Source organism: Pedobacter sp. Bi126 (assembly GCF_918698245.1).
Lineage (GTDB): Bacteria > Bacteroidota > Bacteroidia > Sphingobacteriales > Sphingobacteriaceae > Pedobacter.
On sequence record NZ_CAKKMS010000001.1, the window covers coordinates 160,623 to 179,074 of the forward strand.

8 protein-coding genes are annotated in these 18,452 nt (G+C 41.7%); 1 reads left to right on the forward strand and 7 read right to left on the reverse strand.

What is annotated here, in order from left to right; translation table 11 throughout:
* Positions 1-7 precede the first annotated feature (7 nt).
* The 4 genes from LQ201_RS00515 to LQ201_RS00530 form a co-directional block, all read right to left on the reverse strand.
* Positions 8-1,567, reverse strand: a complete 1,560-nt coding sequence (locus LQ201_RS00515; RefSeq protein WP_230144195.1) for a RagB/SusD family nutrient uptake outer membrane protein — start codon at positions 1,565-1,567, stop codon at positions 8-10.
* Between the two features lie 7 nt (positions 1,568-1,574).
* Entirely contained in the window at positions 1,575-4,694 is a 3,120-nt protein-coding gene (locus LQ201_RS00520; RefSeq protein WP_230144194.1) for a SusC/RagA family TonB-linked outer membrane protein, read from the reverse strand.
* A gap of 562 nt (positions 4,695-5,256) precedes the next feature.
* Entirely contained in the window at positions 5,257-7,833 is a 2,577-nt protein-coding gene (locus LQ201_RS00525; protein ID WP_230144193.1) for a glycoside hydrolase N-terminal domain-containing protein, read from the reverse strand.
* Positions 7,834-8,411: 578 nt separating this feature from the next.
* Positions 8,412-9,206, reverse strand: a complete 795-nt coding sequence (locus LQ201_RS00530; protein WP_230144192.1) for a heparin lyase I family protein — start codon at positions 9,204-9,206, stop codon at positions 8,412-8,414.
* A gap of 379 nt (positions 9,207-9,585) precedes the next feature.
* Here LQ201_RS00530 and LQ201_RS00535 point away from each other — a divergent pair, with 379 nt between their 5' ends.
* Positions 9,586-11,856 (forward strand): GH92 family glycosyl hydrolase, encoded by a 2,271-nt coding sequence (locus LQ201_RS00535; RefSeq protein WP_230144191.1) that lies wholly within the window; start codon positions 9,586-9,588, stop codon positions 11,854-11,856.
* Between the two features lie 342 nt (positions 11,857-12,198).
* Here the strand turns inward: LQ201_RS00535 and LQ201_RS00540 are convergent, their stop codons facing one another.
* The 3 genes from LQ201_RS00540 to LQ201_RS00550 form a co-directional block, all read right to left on the reverse strand.
* Positions 12,199-16,536: a PAS domain S-box protein gene (locus LQ201_RS00540; protein ID WP_230144190.1), complete on the reverse strand. Its 4,338-nt coding sequence runs from the start codon at positions 16,534-16,536 to the stop codon at positions 12,199-12,201.
* A 243-nt stretch (positions 16,537-16,779) separates the two neighbouring features.
* Positions 16,780-17,982 carry a sugar transferase gene (locus LQ201_RS00545; protein WP_230144189.1) on the reverse strand — a complete coding sequence of 401 codons (1,203 nt, stop codon included), beginning with the start codon at positions 17,980-17,982 and terminating at the stop codon, positions 16,780-16,782.
* Positions 17,982-18,386: a response regulator transcription factor gene (locus LQ201_RS00550; RefSeq protein WP_175634355.1), complete on the reverse strand. Its 405-nt coding sequence runs from the start codon at positions 18,384-18,386 to the stop codon at positions 17,982-17,984. Before LQ201_RS00550 ends, LQ201_RS00545 begins: the two co-directional genes overlap by 1 nt.
* Positions 18,387-18,452: the final 66 nt, after the last annotated feature.

Below are 18,452 nucleotides of genomic sequence, written 5' to 3' on the forward strand. Positions count from 1 at the left end.
TTAACCATTACTCGCCATAACCAGGGTTCTGTACCAGTTTTTTATTGGAATTCATTACTGCCCTGCTTAATGGCCAATAAGAACGGCGCACATCAGTAAAACCTACAATATCAGTGTTGCCATTTCTAAGCTGGCGGTCTTTTAACACCGGATCCATAACTTCTTTCACTTTGTTTGTTCTTACCAGGTCGAACCAGCGTTTACCTTCGCCGATGAGTTCATACTGGCGCTCTTCTAAAATTGCATTTTCCATTGCTGCTTTAGCATTTACCTTAATATCGGTTGCCAGATACTGATCTACATTTGCCCTTTTCCTCACAAAATTTAAATATTTAAGTGCGTTCGGCAAATCGTTGTTTCCGTTGAGCGCTTCGGCATAAAGCAAGTAAATATCAGATAACCGGTACATTGGTAAATAAACCGGAGTATTCTGATTGTAATACAGGTTTAATTCTGTAGTAGGTATTGCCCCAACAGGGTTTGAAGGGCTTGGATAAAATTTAAGGAAACGATCGCGGTTGTTTAGGGCCGGATTAGCAACAGCATATACATCCAGTGTTTGTTTAGGCCTGATATCGTTGGTATGAACAGGTTGAGTCTGAGGCAAAAAGTAACTGGCGTACAAAAGTGGATCGAGCTGCATCTGCCTGTTATTGGGCGAATAAGATATCTGCATGCAGGCGCAACTGTTTGTGGTAAAATCCCAGTGGATAGACCAGATGGTTTCTATGCTCGCAGCAGGAGCAGTAAATATACTTTTCCAGCTGGCTGTTGGTTCCAGGTTGGCATCGGATGTACCGGTATAAAGTGCACCTTTTGGGTTTTTTGCTTTAAATAGGTTGTTTATCCAAAGAATGGCATTGGTATAGTCTTTTTTCCACATATAGGCATCTGCCAGGGCTGCACAAATAGCTCCTTCATTCATATAGTATACTGATGCATTCTGATTTTTAACCGTTAGGTCATAAGCTGTTTTTAAATCCTTGATGATCACATCGTCGAGAATTTGGGATGCTTTGGTTCTTTCCCGCTCTGCGGCAACCTGGCTATCTTCGTAAGGTTCCAACCAAACCGGCGCATCGCCCCAAACCCTTACCAGGTAAAAATAAGCTATCGCCCTTATGGCATACGATTGTGCAAGGTTAGCATTCACAATTGCCTGGGTAACATTGTTATCTAAAGCGGGTACACCAGGGATGTATTTGATGTTACTGTTCGCCCTGGCGATCACAGTATAAAGCCTTGACCAATCTGCATACGGATTATCTGTGGTAAGGGCATTAAGGGCAATTTCCGTAGTATAAGTATTGGTGTAAGAGAGAAAACGGTCGAAATTATCGGCCCTGAATTCGCCCCAATAATGATAGCGATCGTTAAACTGCGATTCGCCCACCATGGTGAGCTGAAAAGCAGAATACATCCCGGCCATAGCCGCATCAATATCATATTTAGATTTATAGAATTTATCGCTCGACACCTGCGAAACAGGCGCCTCTGTAAGATATTTTTTGCAACTGCCCATAGCGAGCAATAGCATGAAAATACAGGTATATTTTATTGTTTTCATATCCTTATTATAAACTGATGTTTAAACCAAATCCAAGTTCTCTTCTTTTAGGGTACTTTCCTGTGTCATCACCAGGGGTTAAAGGGTTAGAAGTGCTAAATTCAGGATCATAGCCCTTGTAGTTTGTCCAGGTTAACAAATTTGTACCATATATAAATGCAGTTACCCCTTTTAGGTAAACCCGTTTTGCAAGCGCAGGATCCATGCTATAGGCAAACCTCATACTCGCAAGCCTGATAAAGGAACGGCTTTCCAGATAGGCACTGTTACCGTTCGCCTTTAAATTGCCTCTTGAAGGTCTGTTCGGATAATATGGATATTTTGCAATATCGCCAGGTTTCTGCCACGAATTATACAGCACATCAGGATTGCCAGGGCCGGTATTGGATGGATTGTTAGCATTATACAACAGGGTATTGTAGATATCTCCACCTATAGATGCATTGAACAGCACATTCAATGAAAATCTTTTGTAGTTAAATGTATTGCCAAAACCGATATTAAACTTAGGCTGTGCATTGCCGATCACATGGCGGTCGCCGTCATCTATTAAACTGTCTCTTTTTATATTTGCCCATTCTGTATCTCCGCCAACAAGTTTACCTGAAGGATCGTATAGGTTATGAACCGTTCCACTGTATGGCTGGCCGTTTAAAGTGTACTGTGGTTTTCCATTCACATACAGCGGTTTGTTATCTGCACCTAATACCACGGTCAATTTATCCCAGCTATCGTTATAGGCGTTAGATTCGTTCCATTGGTAAACACCCAGGTTTTTCCAGCCATAAAAATCACCGATTTTTCCACCCTCCTGAACATACCATTTGTTACCTGCAATAAACGGAACACCGCCTGCCAGTTCTTTGATTGTGCCCCTTTCGAAATAAATATTAGCATCTATGTTCCACGAAAAATTCTTTTTCGAAATCGGCGTACCGGAAACGGTAAATTCTATCCCTTTATTAACAATTGAACCAAGGTTAACGATAACGGTTGAAAAGCCGGTTTCTTTAACCAGTTGGCGCTGGTATAATAGGTCTTTCGATTCTTTTTCATAAAGTTCGCCGGTAAAGTTTAATCTTCCTTTCAAAAATGTAAGATCCAAGCCCAGGTTTTTCTGAATCCCTGTTTCCCATTTAATCAGGCTGTTGCCTATCGAAGTATTATAGGCTGCGCCACCTACCCCATTATAATTTCCCTCAAACTGTACTTTTGTAATTGCACCATAATCCTCGATCTGATCGTTACCCACCCGGCCATAACTCGCACGGATTTTGGCATCATCAAGAAATGATTTAGACCAGTCCATAAACTTTTCTGCTGAAAAACGCCAGGCCATCGATCCTGAATAAAAGGATCCGCGTTTGTTCTCCGGGCCAAAACGCGAAGAACCATCATTCCGGTACACCGCACTTGCATAATACCTGCTCTTATAATCATAGTTTACCCTGGCAAAAATAGCCTGGTTGGTATTGGCCGTGCCCGTGGTATAGGTTTTAGAGCCCGTAAGATAAGCTGGCAGTGTAACGGTAATTTCTTCACTTGCTGCATTCAGGTATTCCAGATGAAATACACTTTGCGTTCTACGTATGGCATTTGCACCCAATGTTGCACTTAGGGTATGGTCTTTAAACTTCTGGTTATAGTTAAAATAGGTTTGTGCTTCGTATCTGAAATTTTTGGTCAGTTCATTTATACCGTTGTTTGTATTCCGGTTTGGACTTACATAACGTGGCGCAAAAAATGTATACTGTGGATTTTCGTAAGCCAGGTTAAAAAGTGTGGTCCATTTAATATGCTTGGTAATATCAAAATCCAGCTGGTTGTTGATCTGTGCCGAATAGGTTTCGGTTTTATTGATTTCGTACATTGCATTTGCAACAGGATTCCGCTTCGAGGCAATGTAACTTGTTAATGCGCCATCGGGATAATAGATCAGTGAGTTTGCCGGCCTGTCGAAAATAACATTTACCGTTCTTGCAATGGGTATTTCATTCTTGGTTTGATAATAGAGCGAGAAATTGGAAGTATACTTCAGTTTTGGCAGTGCCTGATAGGAGATATTTAACCTGGTTTGAAGTGATTTGGCAAAACTGTTGATCACGATCGATTTATCATCGATATAATTAACACTTGAATAATAATTAAAGGTTTTAGAGGCTCCTGCCAAACTCGCATTTACCTGGTTGCGCTGGCCGGTATTACCCAACAACAGATCCTGAAGGTCATTATCTGAATTAAAAGAAACGTTTAATGAATCTGTATTTGAACCAGCGGTGATCAATCCCCCATTTTGCAGCCTTCTAAAGGCCCTAACCTCTTCAGAGTTGCTCTGAGGGAGTTTATGTGCCAGCTTACCAAACAAGTGTGTATACTGCACATCAACGCGGGGTTTACCTTCAATACCTTTTTTTGTGGTAATTAAAATTACCCCATTTGCGGCCTGTGCCCCATAAATAGAAGCAGAAGCTGCATCTTTGAGTATTTCGATGCCTGCAATATCCAATGGATTAATGTTTCGGCCATTGTCTGTAATTACACCATCAACCACATAAAGCGGGCCTGCACCACCGTTTAAAGTAGTAACTCCTCTAATCTGAACCGTTCCTTCACCGCCAGGACCACCATCGGTAGTGACGGTTACGCCTGATGCTTTTCCCTGTAAAGCATTCAAAAGGTCTACAGGCTGCCGCTCCTGGATATCTTTGGCCGAAACAGAAGAAACCGCAGAACTTAGGTCGCTTCTTTTAACTTTACCACCAAAACCGATTACAACCACATCGTCTAACGCGCTTGATGCGTCTTCCAGCACAATGTTCATTGCTCCTTCGCCAACCTTCCTTTCAATGGTTGTATACCCGATCATGTTAAACTGAAGAATGGCATTCGGGACTACAGAAATGGTAAACTTCCCGTTATTATCAGTCGATACGCCACCGGTTTGATCTTTTACCCGAACCGTTACCCCTGGCAGGGCTGCCCCGCTACGGTCTTTTACAGTTCCCGAAACCTTAGTTTGTCCCTGGGCAGAAAGATCAGTGTTGATCAAAGTGAGCAAACACGCAAATATGGCTACCTTAAGCAGCATTAAATGCGCAGAGAAAAATCTTGTAAATTTTCTTTTCATACCGCTGAATTAAAAGTTAGTGGAAAGTAGACTGGAGAGACAGGCCGAACGGCCCGATGGCTGACGTTTAACAAATGACTTGTAAAAAAACGCCAATGGTTCTCAAAACCTGGGTAATTTCTGTTACTCATACGTTTTAGTTTTATATTTGGTTACTGCAATTAAAGGATAAAACAAGAAATAGTTGGCGCAAGAATTGGCGAATTAGTCAACTATTTTGGCAAATATCTTTTCCGCACTCAAAAATCCTTTCCTAATGAAAATGGCTATATTTATCCCTTCCAGACATGCCTGGCGCTAAAATTGCATGGTTAACCCAGAATATAATTTTTAAATTGCCTGTTAATGATGATGTCAAAATAGCTTTTAAACGGATCTGGTGCGGCGAACAGAGCAGCAAAACAACTTAATCGACTGAAAAACAAATATTTACCACAAAACAAGCTCAGCAAAGAAAAATAAATTGGAATAGCACCGCTAATGAATGCAAAATCTTTGCATGAAATCGGGTAACAAAAAATAAATTAATCCACTTTTAGGACTGTACGCAATGGCTACTTAATTAATCAGCAGAAGTGATTAAATAGGTCTCTCCTTTTTTAACGTTGAGCTCATAAACATAACTCTGCTTTAAATTGAGTGGCTGCAAGGCTGTTTTGCTATGGTTAAGGTATTGCGTTTCCACAACATTTTCAATACCGTCTGTTCGGGGGGCTGCATCCGAATTGTTAATCTTAATTTTCGTAAATGTCCTGATTTTACATTTTCCGGTTCTGTTTGCTTTAATGGATGCCCTTTTGAGCATCCCGTTGGCCCATTGTATTCCTACATTGTAATCTCCTCTTGCTTTAATTCCCGATATTTTTCCCGATAGCCATGCATCAGGCAGTGCAGGGAGCAAAACCAGCTCGCCATAATGGCTCTGCAGCAACATCTCTGTCATCCCGGCGGTAGCTCCAAAATTACCGTCGATCTGAAAAGGAGGATGTGCGTCAAAAAGATTTGGATAGGCTCCGCCACCGCTCATCTGTCCTTTTGGCGAAAGTGGATCAATATAATTTAATGCCGATAGCAGTACCTGATAAGCATGATTACCATCCTGCAGCCTCGCCCACCAGTTTGTTTTCCATGCCATAGACCAACCTGTACTCACATCTCCACGATGCAATAAAGACTGCTTTGCTGCCGATGAAAGTGCCGGGTTTTCATAAACATTGATCTGTCCGGCAGGATAAAGGCCGTAAAGCTGAGAAATGTGCCTGTGTTGATCATTAGGATCATCCCAATCCTGAAACCATTCCTGCAGTTGTCCGTATTGCCCAATCTGATAAGGATATAACCTGGCTTTAGCCTGCTTAAGTTGCTCTGCAAACGCATAATCGTTTTTCAAAACCTGCGAGGCCTGGATGCACTGTTCAAAAAGTTCCCGGATAATCGACATATCCATTGTAGAGGCAATACTCAATTGATAGGCTTTGTCCTTTATTTTAACTACATTCTCGGGAGAAGTGGAAGGATTGGTAACCAGATAGCCCGTTTTAGGATCCGTTATTAACCATTCCAACATAAATTCTGCTGCACCTTTCATTAAAGGATATCCTGTTTTCTCCAAGAAAAGGGTATCATTGGTATAGCGGTAATGTTCAAACAGGTGGGTGCTTAGCCAGGCTCCGGCCATGGGCCAGCAGGTTTTTCTGGGCATCTCCCGCTCCTCTTTATCAAAGGCACCAACCGGAGAGGTTTTGGCCCAGATATCCGAATTGTGATGCGCTACCCACCCTTTACTGATGTTATAATTTACATTGGCTGTTACCGCCCCATTAACCGAAAGGTTTTTGATGAGGTTAAATAAGGGCTCATTACACTCGGTAAGATTGGTATTTTCTGCCAGCCAGTAATTCATCTGTGTATTGATGTTGGTGGTATAGTTACTGCCCCAGGGTGGCTGCACCAGATCATTCCAGAGGCCTTGCAGGTTCGTAGCCTGACCGCCTTTTCTTGAGCTTGAAATTAACAGGTACCTTCCATACTGATAATAGAGTGTCAGCAGATTTTGATCGGGAACTGGGCTGTTCTTAAAACGCAGCAACCGTTCGTTCGTTGGCAACTGGTCCGATTTCAGATCAGCATTTCCCAATTCAAATTTTACCCGGTTAAAAAGGTTTTGATAATCACTTACATGGTTGGTATAAAGCCGCGAACTGCCTTTTTTAATGGCCTTGTTCATATTTGAGCGCGTTTGTGCCGATGGATCTTTACCTGCTAAACCTGCCGACTTATTAAAACCGTTAAAACTTGTTGTACCTGTTAGGTAGATCACCACTTCTGTTGCCTTGCTTACCGTTAAAGCAGAAGGAGTACTTTTCACGGTTCCACCAACATTTGCCACCTTCAGCCTGATCTGAAAATTCATTCCTTCTTTTTCATCGTACACCACCTGTTGCGGATCATAATCTCTTGCTGCCACATATTTTGGCGCTTTACCGTTCAAAATCAACTGGTGTTGATCTGCGCTTGCAACAGTATATTTCAGTTTGCTCGTTAAACCAGCACTGAAACTAATTGAATTTGCCTTATTTGCCGTTATCTTCATCACCAATACCTGATCGGGATAACTCATATAAGTCTGCCGGGTATAATTAATTCCGTCTACGGTATATTTTACCAACGATACCGCATTAACAAGATCAAGTTCGCGGTAGTAATTTGTAAAAGCCGTATTTTTATGGTCAAAATCCAAAAACAAATCACCCATAGGGAGATATCTTGCCGAATATGGTCCCTGCATTTTGCTCCATAGTGACGTAGCTTTTAGATAATCACCTTCGAACATTGCTTTCCTTACCTGAGGTAGCAGAACTGGCCCATCAGGGTTATTTCCAGGGTCAGGATAACCAGACCATAGCGTACTTTCGTTTAGCTGTAACCGTTCCCGCTGCACATTTCCGAATACCATGGCACCCATTTTTCCGTTGCCTAAAGGCAGCGCCTCTTCCCAAACCCCGGCTGGCTGATTGTACCAAAGTTTTAATGGTCTGGAAGTATTTTTTTGAGCGTTAATCCTTGTAACACCAAGGCATATCAAGCAAACAACTAACTTAAAAATTAAAACATTTTTTTTATTACTGATGATCTCCATATCAGGATATGATAAATATTTGGTTAGGACCGGTTTATTCGGCCATTGCTTAAAAAAGCTTCAAAACTAATACAGCCTGCAAAAATTATAGATAAACAGCATTGCCTATCTCTTACTTTCTGTTTATAAAATAACGGAGTCCGCATTATATTTTAATCTGCAACTACGTCATAATTCATCGTTTTTTTTTAATCGGAATTATCCATTTAGTCAACAAAATTGACATCAGCTGCCAACCTCATATTTAAAACTAAGCCAATTTTGTTTAATATCCTTTAAATATGATTGACTAATATGCATCGATTTAACATTATTTGTATCAATCAAGTATAAGCCGATTGCTTTTTTTAAACCCTCTGTACTAAAGACCTGCCGAAGCTTAAACCACGATAAACAACTAGATTAAATCATTTTTTTACCGATGACGAAAATGCTGAACTTAATCCGTATTACTACTTTTACTACGACGGTCAATATTCGAAACCCACAAAGTGGAGATGAACTCATAATTGCCAAAACCGGATAAAGGAGGATAAGAAAAGGCAAGCCTAAGCGCTTGCCTTTTTCTTACATTGATTTTATTGCGCTGCATCGGCATAAGTTGTACCGATTCTTATTTTTTTAACAAAATGCGTTGCCTGCGAAGAATCGCCACCATATACACCCCATTTCGGATCACAGTAATCAACATCTAAAGTTCTGCAATACAACCGCTGACTACCATTTGCAAGAGTCTGTTTAACCCCATTGTACCAGAATTCAATATAGCCCACTGCAGGATCTCTGGATACTTTCATCCTGATAACGAATTTAAGCCAGGTGTTAACGGCCAGGGTGGTAGACCATGGTACTGTGGCCACGTGGTTATCGTCGAAATGCTGTAATTCGAGGTTTCCTGATTTGGTTCTGAGCATCAATGGATGATTTTGTAGCGATCCGGTAGTTGGATAGGATTTCCATTGAAATATGGCCTCCGTTTTTAGTGTAGTGGGCATATAGATTTTACTGGTCCAGCCAATGTATATTTCATCCCCATCCTGTGCTTCATAATTTTTGGCACCATGCCCTTCTGTCCTATGGCTGTTAGCAGGCTTTAAAAATTTCCAGGTTAGTGTGCCTGTCTCATCATTTACGGTAGTCACCGTTCCTGTACCTTCAATGTTAATGTCTTTCCATACGTTGGCCGATCCGTTGGAGGCATCACCATTAAAAAGCACAGACATAATTTGTACTCCTCCTGATGCGGTGTTTTGCTGCAGCAAGGCTTTATCAGTTTTTTCTGCTGACGCTTCCGTTGTTGCTTGTTTCTTGCAGCCATACTGCATTACCGTGGCGCAGGCAAGCGCCAGAATAACTGGTTTAAAAGTTCTCATAAGGTTATTATTTTGGTTAGTAAGATTTAAATTTAGCGTCTTAATTTAGGTCATTATTCTGCACTATAGGCTATTTAATCAGCTGGATTAGCATAGAGATGTTTCTTAGTTTTGAGTGCATAGCGTTGGTTAAACCTTCAGCACTAAAATGGATGTTCCGCTTTAATCAGCAACCTTTTATGCTAAAGATAGACAACGGAAAAGCCGTCCAAAGATGAGAAATACCAAAAAGGATAAAATTGATAACAATTTAATAAATCGTTTTACTAACTTGCTCTCTTAATCAAATACCCCACAGTCAAATATTGTTTAGCTTCTAAATTAGGGTAAAAACAGCGGACTCAAGTAATACTAAGCTTGTTGGTTTTACAAAAAAAACATGAAAAAATACTTCTGCGCTTTATTAAGCTGCGCTTACGCTTTCACATTATTTACCAGTCTAGCCACTGCACAACAGAAAAAACAGCCGGTCGATTATGTAAACCCCTATATCGGGAATATTAGCCATTTGCTTGTTCCCACCTATCCTACTGTTCATTTACCCAACAGTCTGTTGAGGGTTTATCCCGAGCGGGATAATTTCACATCCAATACGATACATGGTTTACCGCTGGTCATTACCAGCCATAGGGGAAGTTCAGCCTTTAATTTAAGCCCGTTTCAGGGAGATCTGAAAAACATTAAAGCGACCATGGCTTATGGTTACGATAACGAAACCATTAAACCCTATTATTATGAGGTAGATCTGGATGACTATGACATTAATATCCAGTTTGCGCCCTCGCATCAATCGGGAATCTACTCCATTAACTTTTCGAAATCTGGCCCTGCTTATCTGATTCTAAATACCAGAAATGGGGAACTTACGGTGAAAGAAAATGTGGTCAGCGGTTTCCAGGAATTGAGCAATAACACCAAAGTCTATATTTATTTCCAGACTGACCTATCACCCATTGCTGCCGGCAAACAAAAGAACGGTCAGATAGACGCACAGGATCAATCTGCTTCAGGTCAGAACGCTTATCTGATACTAAAATATCCGGCCAATACCAGGCAGATCAAAGCACGTTACGGCATATCATTTATCAGTGTAGAGCAGGCAAAGCGAAACCTTAATAGGGAAATAAAGGATTATCAGTTAGATAAAGTAGCACAGAATGGAAAAAATATATGGAACCAAACCCTTGGGAAAATTGCTATAGAGGGAACAGATGAAACGGCTAAAACCATTTTTTATACCTCGCTCTACCGCACATATGAGCGCATGATCAGTTTATCTGAAGATGGTCGGTATTTCAGTGCCTTTGATGGAAAAGTCCACGATGATAACGGGATTCCTTTTTTTACCGATGATTGGATCTGGGATACTTACAGGGCAACACACCCACTACGTGTGATAATCGAGCCAAAAATGGAAGGCAATATGATTAATTCCTACCTGCGTATGGCCCAGCAAATGGACGACCATTGGATGCCAACTTTTCCTGAAGTTACCGGCGATAGCCGCAGAATGAACAGCAATCATGGCGTGGCCACCATAATCGATGCCTATAATAAAGGCTTGAGAAGTTTTAACCTTGAGCAGGCTTATCAGTATTGTAAGGCTGGCATTACCGAAAAAACGCTATCACCCTGGTCGGGAAAAAAAGCTGGTGTCCTGGATCAGTTTTTCAAAGACAAAGGATACTTTCCGGCATTGCCGCCAGGAGAAAAGGAAACCGCACCAGAGGTTCATGGTTTTGAAAAGCGCCAGCCCATAGCAGTTACTTTAGGTACCGTTTACGATGAATGGTGCCTGGGCAACATCGCTCAGCAACTCGGCAAAACAGATGAGGCTAAATATTTTTTAGAGAAGAGTAAAAGCTACCATACCGTATTTAACCCAGACACGAGATTCTTTCACCCAAAGGATATTGACGGCAAATTTATCCAGCCTTTGGATTACCGGTTTTCAGGAGGACTTGGAGCAAGGGAAACGTATGATGAAAACAATGGCTGGCTTTACCGCTGGGATGTCCTGCATAATTTAGGCGATTTAGTAGAGATGATAGGCGGAAAACAGGCTTTTGTTGATGAGCTCGAGAAAATGTACAATACTCCACTGGGAAAAAGCAGGTTTGATTTTTATTCCCAGTTACCCGATCATACCGGTAATGTTGGACAGTTTTCAATGGGCAACGAACCTGCCATGCATATTCCCTATCTGTATAATTATGCCGGTCAGCCCTGGCGGACCCAGAAACGTGTACGCAGTTTACTTGCTCAATGGTTCCGTAACGATTTGATGGGGATCCCGGGTGATGAGGATGGAGGTGGATTAACTTCATTCGTCGTTTTTTCCCAAATGGGTTTTTACCCCATCACTCCGGGTCTGCCTATGTACGTTATCGGTAGCCCGATGTTTTCCAGTGTAAAACTGGATATAGGAAATGGTAAAAAATTCGAAGTGTTATGCTTAAATTATGCACCGGAAAACAAATATATCCAGTCTGCGAAATTGAACGGACAGGTATGGAACAAGTCATGGTTTTCCCATGAGGATTTAATGAAAGGCGGAAAACTGGAACTGACGATGGGTAAACATCCTAATAAATTATGGGCATCAGCAGAATCATCGATTCCTCCTTCCTTTAAAATGTCTGTCAAGTAATACGCAGGGCTGCTTGGGGCGGCCCTTATCCAATAAAAGATTTAGGTGCCGCAGGTATGCTGCATTAATGTCTACCTGACGCCGACAGCTCCGCATCCGCGATGGAGGTGTAAAATGGGGATCTGGACTTATAGTCCTGTCCCCCATTTTACACTTCCTATCTGGGATAGCAGCATTTCTTTATTTGCCACACGACATTCCCTGCCTATGATTTCAGTTAAAAATTTTTACGCTGCCAACGACTATTCTAACCGGCAAGAAAGCAATCAGGTACCCATATAGCTAAACGATACCGCTAGCTCCGCCTTAATTATCTAACTTATCAATGGTAATGCAACTTGCTTATTGAACATATACTTCCAATACTGGAATAAGCTCGTCAATGCCTACTTTTAGTTCTTCTACCAATGCTAAGATAGCTGCAAATTCATAAAATGAAATAGTCTGAAGTCTTCCGCTTATATCGGCCAGGTTTTCCAGTCCCGCAGAAGTAGACATTCCATATAGCTTATGCGCCAGGGAAATAAGCATATCATAATCCTCTGGTTGGATATCTTTATTCAACTGGCCTGCCGCAGCATGAAGCTGTCCAATGGTTATGCCAATGATCTTTCCCAGTTTTATACGATCGCCGTTAAAGTAACGATTCAGCTTAGCAATATTAAAATGTTTTTTTTTTGCACCGCCATCCCTTAATTTGCTGTTAAGCGAATTTACTGGCTTCACTAGCCACTTATTAAGTATGGTTGCTATATGTTCTTCTAAAACTGGTTTGGTAATAAAATCATCCATCCCTGCAGCCATACTTTTTTCCCGCTCGCCCTTCACGTTTGCAGCTGTAAGCGCAATAATAGGAACCCTGGTATGCTCTTCCAGCGATCTTATTTTCCTGGCAGATTCATATCCGTTCATTTCAGGCATCTGAATATCCATGAAAATAAGATCAAAAGTTTCTTGCTGAAAAAGGCTAATGCCCAATACACCGTTTTCTGCCTCCATTATAACACTTTTCGGATACAGTTTTTCCAGCAGAGATCGGGTCAAAAACCTGTTAACAGCATTATCCTCGACGATTAGAAACCGGTATGCATGACTTTCTATTGAGTCCATGAGTGTAGTATCCTGCCTGTTTTGATAAGATGCTTCCCGTGTCCTTATTCTTGTCAGGGCAAGATAAAGATCGTTCATTTTGATCGGCTTAAGTAACCTGTTATCGATATGAAGATCGTTACAGCCTTTGATGATCTTTCCATCATCAGATGAGCTGTGTAAAAGGATTAACGGGATCTCGCCTCCATCAGCGGAAGGAAAATTTTCCCTGATTTTGGCAGCAGTTTCAAGGCCATCCATATACTCCATGTGATAATCCAGTAAAATGGCATCATAAGCTTGCCCTGCAGCCAGTAATTGCAGTGCTTCAAAACCATTTTTTGCCTGGTCAGATACAATATTTTTCAGCACAAGCATATCAGTCAATATCTGTCTGTTGTTATTGTTATCATCTACAATGAGTACCCTGCTGATACTTCCCATTTCCATCCATTCAATCAGGTCGCCTTGTTCATACCGCAGGTTTACATCGAAATAGAAGGTACTTCCTACGCCCGGTTCGCTCTCCAACCGAAGCTGGCTATCCATCATGTTCAGCAGTTTATTGGAAATGGTGAGCCCCAGTCCTGTTCCGCCATATTTCTTTGTTGTTGAGGAATCTTCTTGCGAGAATGCCTCAAAAATCTTTACTTGTTTGCTTTTGGCAATTCCGATACCGGTATCTCTGACAGAGAACCTCAACAAATGATTGTCGCCCTCGCTTTGCAGTGATTCAATTTTAAGTTCTATTTCACCTTCTGTTGTAAATTTTGCCGCATTGCCCAACAAATTAATTAATACCTGTTTCAACCGCAGCGCATCGGCCCATATAAACCGCGGCAGGTCGGGATGAAGATTCAACAACATCTCCAGGTTTTTGGTATGGATCTGATAATTGGTGATATCGCTGGCCTGCCAGGCAAGATCGTACAAATCGCACCGATCTATATCAAGTTCAAACTTGCCAGCCTCGATTTTGGAGAAATCAAGGATATCGTTAATGATTCCCAATAAGGAATTGGCCGACTGGTGTACTATTTTAAGATACTGCTGCTGCGTGCTGTTCAGCTGGGTTTTCAAGACCAGATCGGTAAAGCCGATTACACCGTTAAGCGGCGTTCTGATCTCATGGCTCATATTGGCCAGGAATTCTGATTTTGCAAAATTGGCAATATCTGCCCGCAACCGTGCCGCGGTCAGTTCCTGCCGATGCTGCACTGCTGCTGAGATGTCGTGCGTAAAGATCATCATTCCACCGATAGTTTTATCGGCTTTGTACCAAGGGGTCATCTCCCAGGCAATATGCTTTAAGTCGTTAGTTATCGGATTTACATAAGTATCTTCATCTTTTTTGATTGTTCTGCCTCTTAGAACTTCCTGATGCACATCTTTACGTTCCTGAGAAAGCTCGGGAAATACCTCGTAATAGGAATAACCTTTTATATCGCCTTCAATCTGGGTATAAGCTTTTATCCATGTGCGGCTCGCAATTAAAAACTTCATGTTATTATCAACCATGGCCACCGATGCAGGTGCATTCTCAATAAAAGCAATCAACAATGCCTTTTCCAGGGCAAGTTCCTGCTGAATCGCTTCTTTCTGAGTAATATCGATTGATATCCCTAAATATCCAATCGTATCGCCATTACTGCTTTTGATTGAGGTAATAGATAATGATACCCTCACCCTTTTAGCATCCTTCGTAATAAAAGTAAAAATTCTTTCCCTTTCTGGACTATCTGCACACTGTGCATAAAAACCGAATCCAGTTACTTCGTCTTCTGTAGCAGCGCTGAAATCAGCACAAATCTCCGAAACTTCCCGCTCGTCATGAAACATGATCGGCGTCTGTTTTCCGACCATTTCTTCAGCTGTATATCCCAGCATGCGTTCAGAGCCTTCATTAAATACTGTAATTGTTCCATCGAGGTCTGTCGCAATGATACTTACCCCAGTAGCGGCCGAAAGTACCTCATCAAGCAGTTTTTTAGATTCGGCAACCGCAAGCTGAGCACGTTTCTGCTCATCAATATCCTGTATAGTACCATATATCCTTACCGGAACTCCATTTGCAATTTCTGCTTTGCCAATAGCCCTCACCCAGATATTACGACCATTAAAATCGACGATCTGAAGTTCCTCATCCCATTCCTTCCCGCTGTTCAGGCATTCATCCATAGCTTGCAAGATCCGGTTTCTATTTGGGCCGGGCTCATAAAAAGCGATGGCATTATCTGTCGTAGGGATAAATCCGTCGGGTACGCCATGGATTTCGCGCGTTATTTTTGACCAATGTAGCTGCTGATCTTTGAGATTCAGCTCCCACCCCCCAATTCTTGCCAAACCGCTGGTTTCTTCGAGCAGATCCTTTATATGTATCAGATCGGCCTCCAGTTTTTTCTGGTCTGTAATATCTACCGCATTCCCAACTATATAAGGTTCGCCCTGAAGGTCTTTTTGCAAAATATTTGAATACAACCATAAGCGCTCCTCGCCCGATTTACGCCTTATGATCATATAACCCGTCGATTGCCCCTTTTCAACTATATCGAACAGATACTGGCGCAGATGAGTATGTCTTTCTGCGGGAATGATATCGAAAAGACTTTTTTCAATCAATTCTGATCTTCTGTAACCGAGCGACCTGGCCCCGGAAGGATTCAGCGAAATCAGGTTTCCATGAATATCGTGCGTACACATGAGGCCTTGAGAGCTTTCAAAAAATGCCTTTAATTTTTGTTCACTGACTTTTAAGGCATGGTTCTTTTCCATTTCGGCAGTTACATCCCTACCAATTGCGAATACATCACCATCCCTTTCCTCAACTGTAGCTGTCCATTCAATCATCCTGAATCCTCCATCCTTCATGGCCACCTGATGGGTAGGATCCTCTTCCTGCTTACGGCTTATCAGATTTTTCCAGATTCTGCCGGCTTGTTCGAGTTCAGCTGCCGGAACAATATCGAGCAGTGTTTTTTGCCTGAGCTCCTGTTCTGTCCATCCCATTTTGATATCGAAACTGGTATTCATCCGCTTAAATTTCAAATCCTTATCCAGGATACAGATAAGATCGTCTGAATGTTCGAAAAGCAGGCCTATATTCTTGTCTTCAGTCTTTTTTACACGTTCGTGAATGAGTACGCTGATTTCTTCTACCAGCAGCGAAAGCAACTTTTGCTGGGTTGTTGTAATTTTTTTTGGCACCATATCCATCACCGTTAAGGATCCCAGAACAATGCCATTATTATCCCTTATCGGATATGCTGCGTAAAACCTTATTTTTTCTCCATTAACGATCTCCAGATGCTCATTAAAACGTTCATCATCGAGAATATCTGCAATGATCAGCGTTTGGCTTAAAACCAAAGGATAGTTGCACAAGGGCAAAACAGCCTTAACCGCTTTGGCATTGAGGTCCTTAACGGTTTTACACCACAGGTTGGTGCCATCTGAAAAGGAAATTAACGAAATCTTGCTTTCACAAGTTAAGGCAGCCATCTCGCTAATCCTGTCGAAATCACTTTCCCGGCCCTTCCCTATTATTTCGTAACTGTAGGATTTCCTTAAACGTGCGGTTAGATCTTCTTGCATTCCAATATTTTATTTTTTTCAACGGCCACAGATTAGCATAGCTAATCAATCTTTTCTCTCAGCGGCTAACCGCACCAACGCCTCTGTGGGGCTAGAGCCACAGGGCTTATTAATGGGTTAGTCCTTAAATATCAGAAAAAAATAACAGGTATAGCACATCCGGTTTTCTTTTTATGGGTTTATTTTTATTTACAACTGGGCAAATTGGCCCATTGTCTATTCCCCATCCGGCTTTGTTTACCGCTATACGTTTTCTTTCTGAAAAAGTGCCGGTATAGTTTTTAAAATAAGCCTGATATCGTTCCAGAAACTCTGCTTCAAGGCGTAAGTGTTATCGAGTATTAGCCGTTCTTCCTCACTCATTTCACCCCTTCCGCGTTTTTCTACCTGCCATAAACCTGTTATCCCGGCCGGTGCGGCAAACCTTAGCACATATTTATCTGTAGTTAGTTTCTCGGCTTCATAAATGGGCAATGGCCTGTTACCCACAATACTCATATCGCCCTTTATTACATTCCAAAGCTGTGGCAATTCATCTATGCTGGTATTCCGGATAAAATTACCAACCCGGGTAACCCTCGGATCGTTGGCGATTTTAAAAAACGCTGATCCGCTTTTTTGCGAACTCAGATATACACCATCCTTTTCACACCACTGGGCTCCATCAGCATAAACAGGATACTGGCATTTCCCCTGTGACATGCAGGAGCTGCAGAGTGTAAAATCTGTTTTGCGGGTTTCTTTTTTTTCCTGGTCAACATCGTATTGGTTCAAATGTTTCAGGTCTTTAATCTTTTGATCTGCATTCACGTACATTGACCTGAATTTATAAAAACGAAAAACTTTGAACCCCGTGCCGCTTCTTAACGAATAGTAAAATACCGGACCTTTGGATTCTACCCATATTGATATTGCTACCAGTAATAATAAGGGAAACAGCAAGATCAGGGCTAATCCGGCAAAAAAAACATCAAACAAGCGCTTGGCAAAACCGATGTGATACACTGGTCTGCTGGTTATTTTTACCTCACGGTTAAGTGAACCCCAGTTATTAACGAGGAATACAAGCCGTTTTTCGAGGCGTTCTTTTTCTATAGGCAGCCTAAAAACATCAGAAACCCCAGCCGTTAAGGCCAATATCCTTAAATTTGAATTAAAATACCTTACAACCAGAAGAAAGGGAACTGAAGGCACTTGGCTTTTTTTTAGTGTTTCGAGCAGGGAAAGCCCACCGTCCGACAAAATTTCGCTATTAGAAATAACAGCTGTAACATTTAACTGCTGCTCCGTCCATTCCTGTACAAGCCTTAATCCATTTTCAAAACGAACGATTTGTATATCGTCAAAATTGCATGCATCAAAATCAATGTGCTGAAAATCCCTTTCAAAACCTACAAGGGCAATTACCGGCTTATTCATTTGGTCGGGCTTCACCGCATACTCCATTACGAAAGATTTTTACCTGCGCGCCTTAGTACCATTTTAATCCTTGCCTCGAGTTCTGCCGGGTTAAAGGGCTTAATCACAAAGTCATCTGCCCCTGCATCCAGGCATTTGATCCTTTTATCCGAGCTCTCCTCGCCCGATAAGATCATAATCGGCAAGGAATGGAAAAAGTCGCTCACTTTTAACTGTTCAATTAATTCAAGGCCGTTCATGTTCGGCGTATTCAAATCAGAAATAATAAGGTCGGGAATGTTGCCACTCTGCAGGAAAGTTAATGCACTGAGGCCATCAGGCCGTATATCAATCTGGTAGTTTGCTGTGAGGATCTCCTCAAGTATTGCTTGCATAAACTCATCATCCTCAACCAAGAGTAAACGAGTTTTGGGGTTATTGGTTTGGGTCATGATAGGGACTTATTGCAACGCATTGATTTTCTATAAAAACCGGTTTAGAAAAGATAATAGTTAAAT

Coding starts and splice junctions, on each gene's coding strand:
- LQ201_RS00515 (WP_230144195.1), bottom strand. CDS start 1,567: ATGAAAACAATAAAATATACCTGTATTTTCATGCTATTGCTCGCTATG.
- LQ201_RS00520 (WP_230144194.1), bottom strand. CDS start 4,694: ATGAAAAGAAAATTTACAAGATTTTTCTCTGCGCATTTAATGCTGCTT.
- LQ201_RS00525 (WP_230144193.1), bottom strand. CDS start 7,833: ATGGAGATCATCAGTAATAAAAAAAATGTTTTAATTTTTAAGTTAGTT.
- LQ201_RS00530 (WP_230144192.1), bottom strand. CDS start 9,206: ATGAGAACTTTTAAACCAGTTATTCTGGCGCTTGCCTGCGCCACGGTA.
- LQ201_RS00535 (WP_230144191.1), top strand. CDS start 9,586: ATGAAAAAATACTTCTGCGCTTTATTAAGCTGCGCTTACGCTTTCACA.
- LQ201_RS00540 (WP_230144190.1), bottom strand. CDS start 16,536: ATGCAAGAAGATCTAACCGCACGTTTAAGGAAATCCTACAGTTACGAA.
- LQ201_RS00545 (WP_230144189.1), bottom strand. CDS start 17,982: ATGGAGTATGCGGTGAAGCCCGACCAAATGAATAAGCCGGTAATTGCC.
- LQ201_RS00550 (WP_175634355.1), bottom strand. CDS start 18,386: ATGACCCAAACCAATAACCCCAAAACTCGTTTACTCTTGGTTGAGGAT.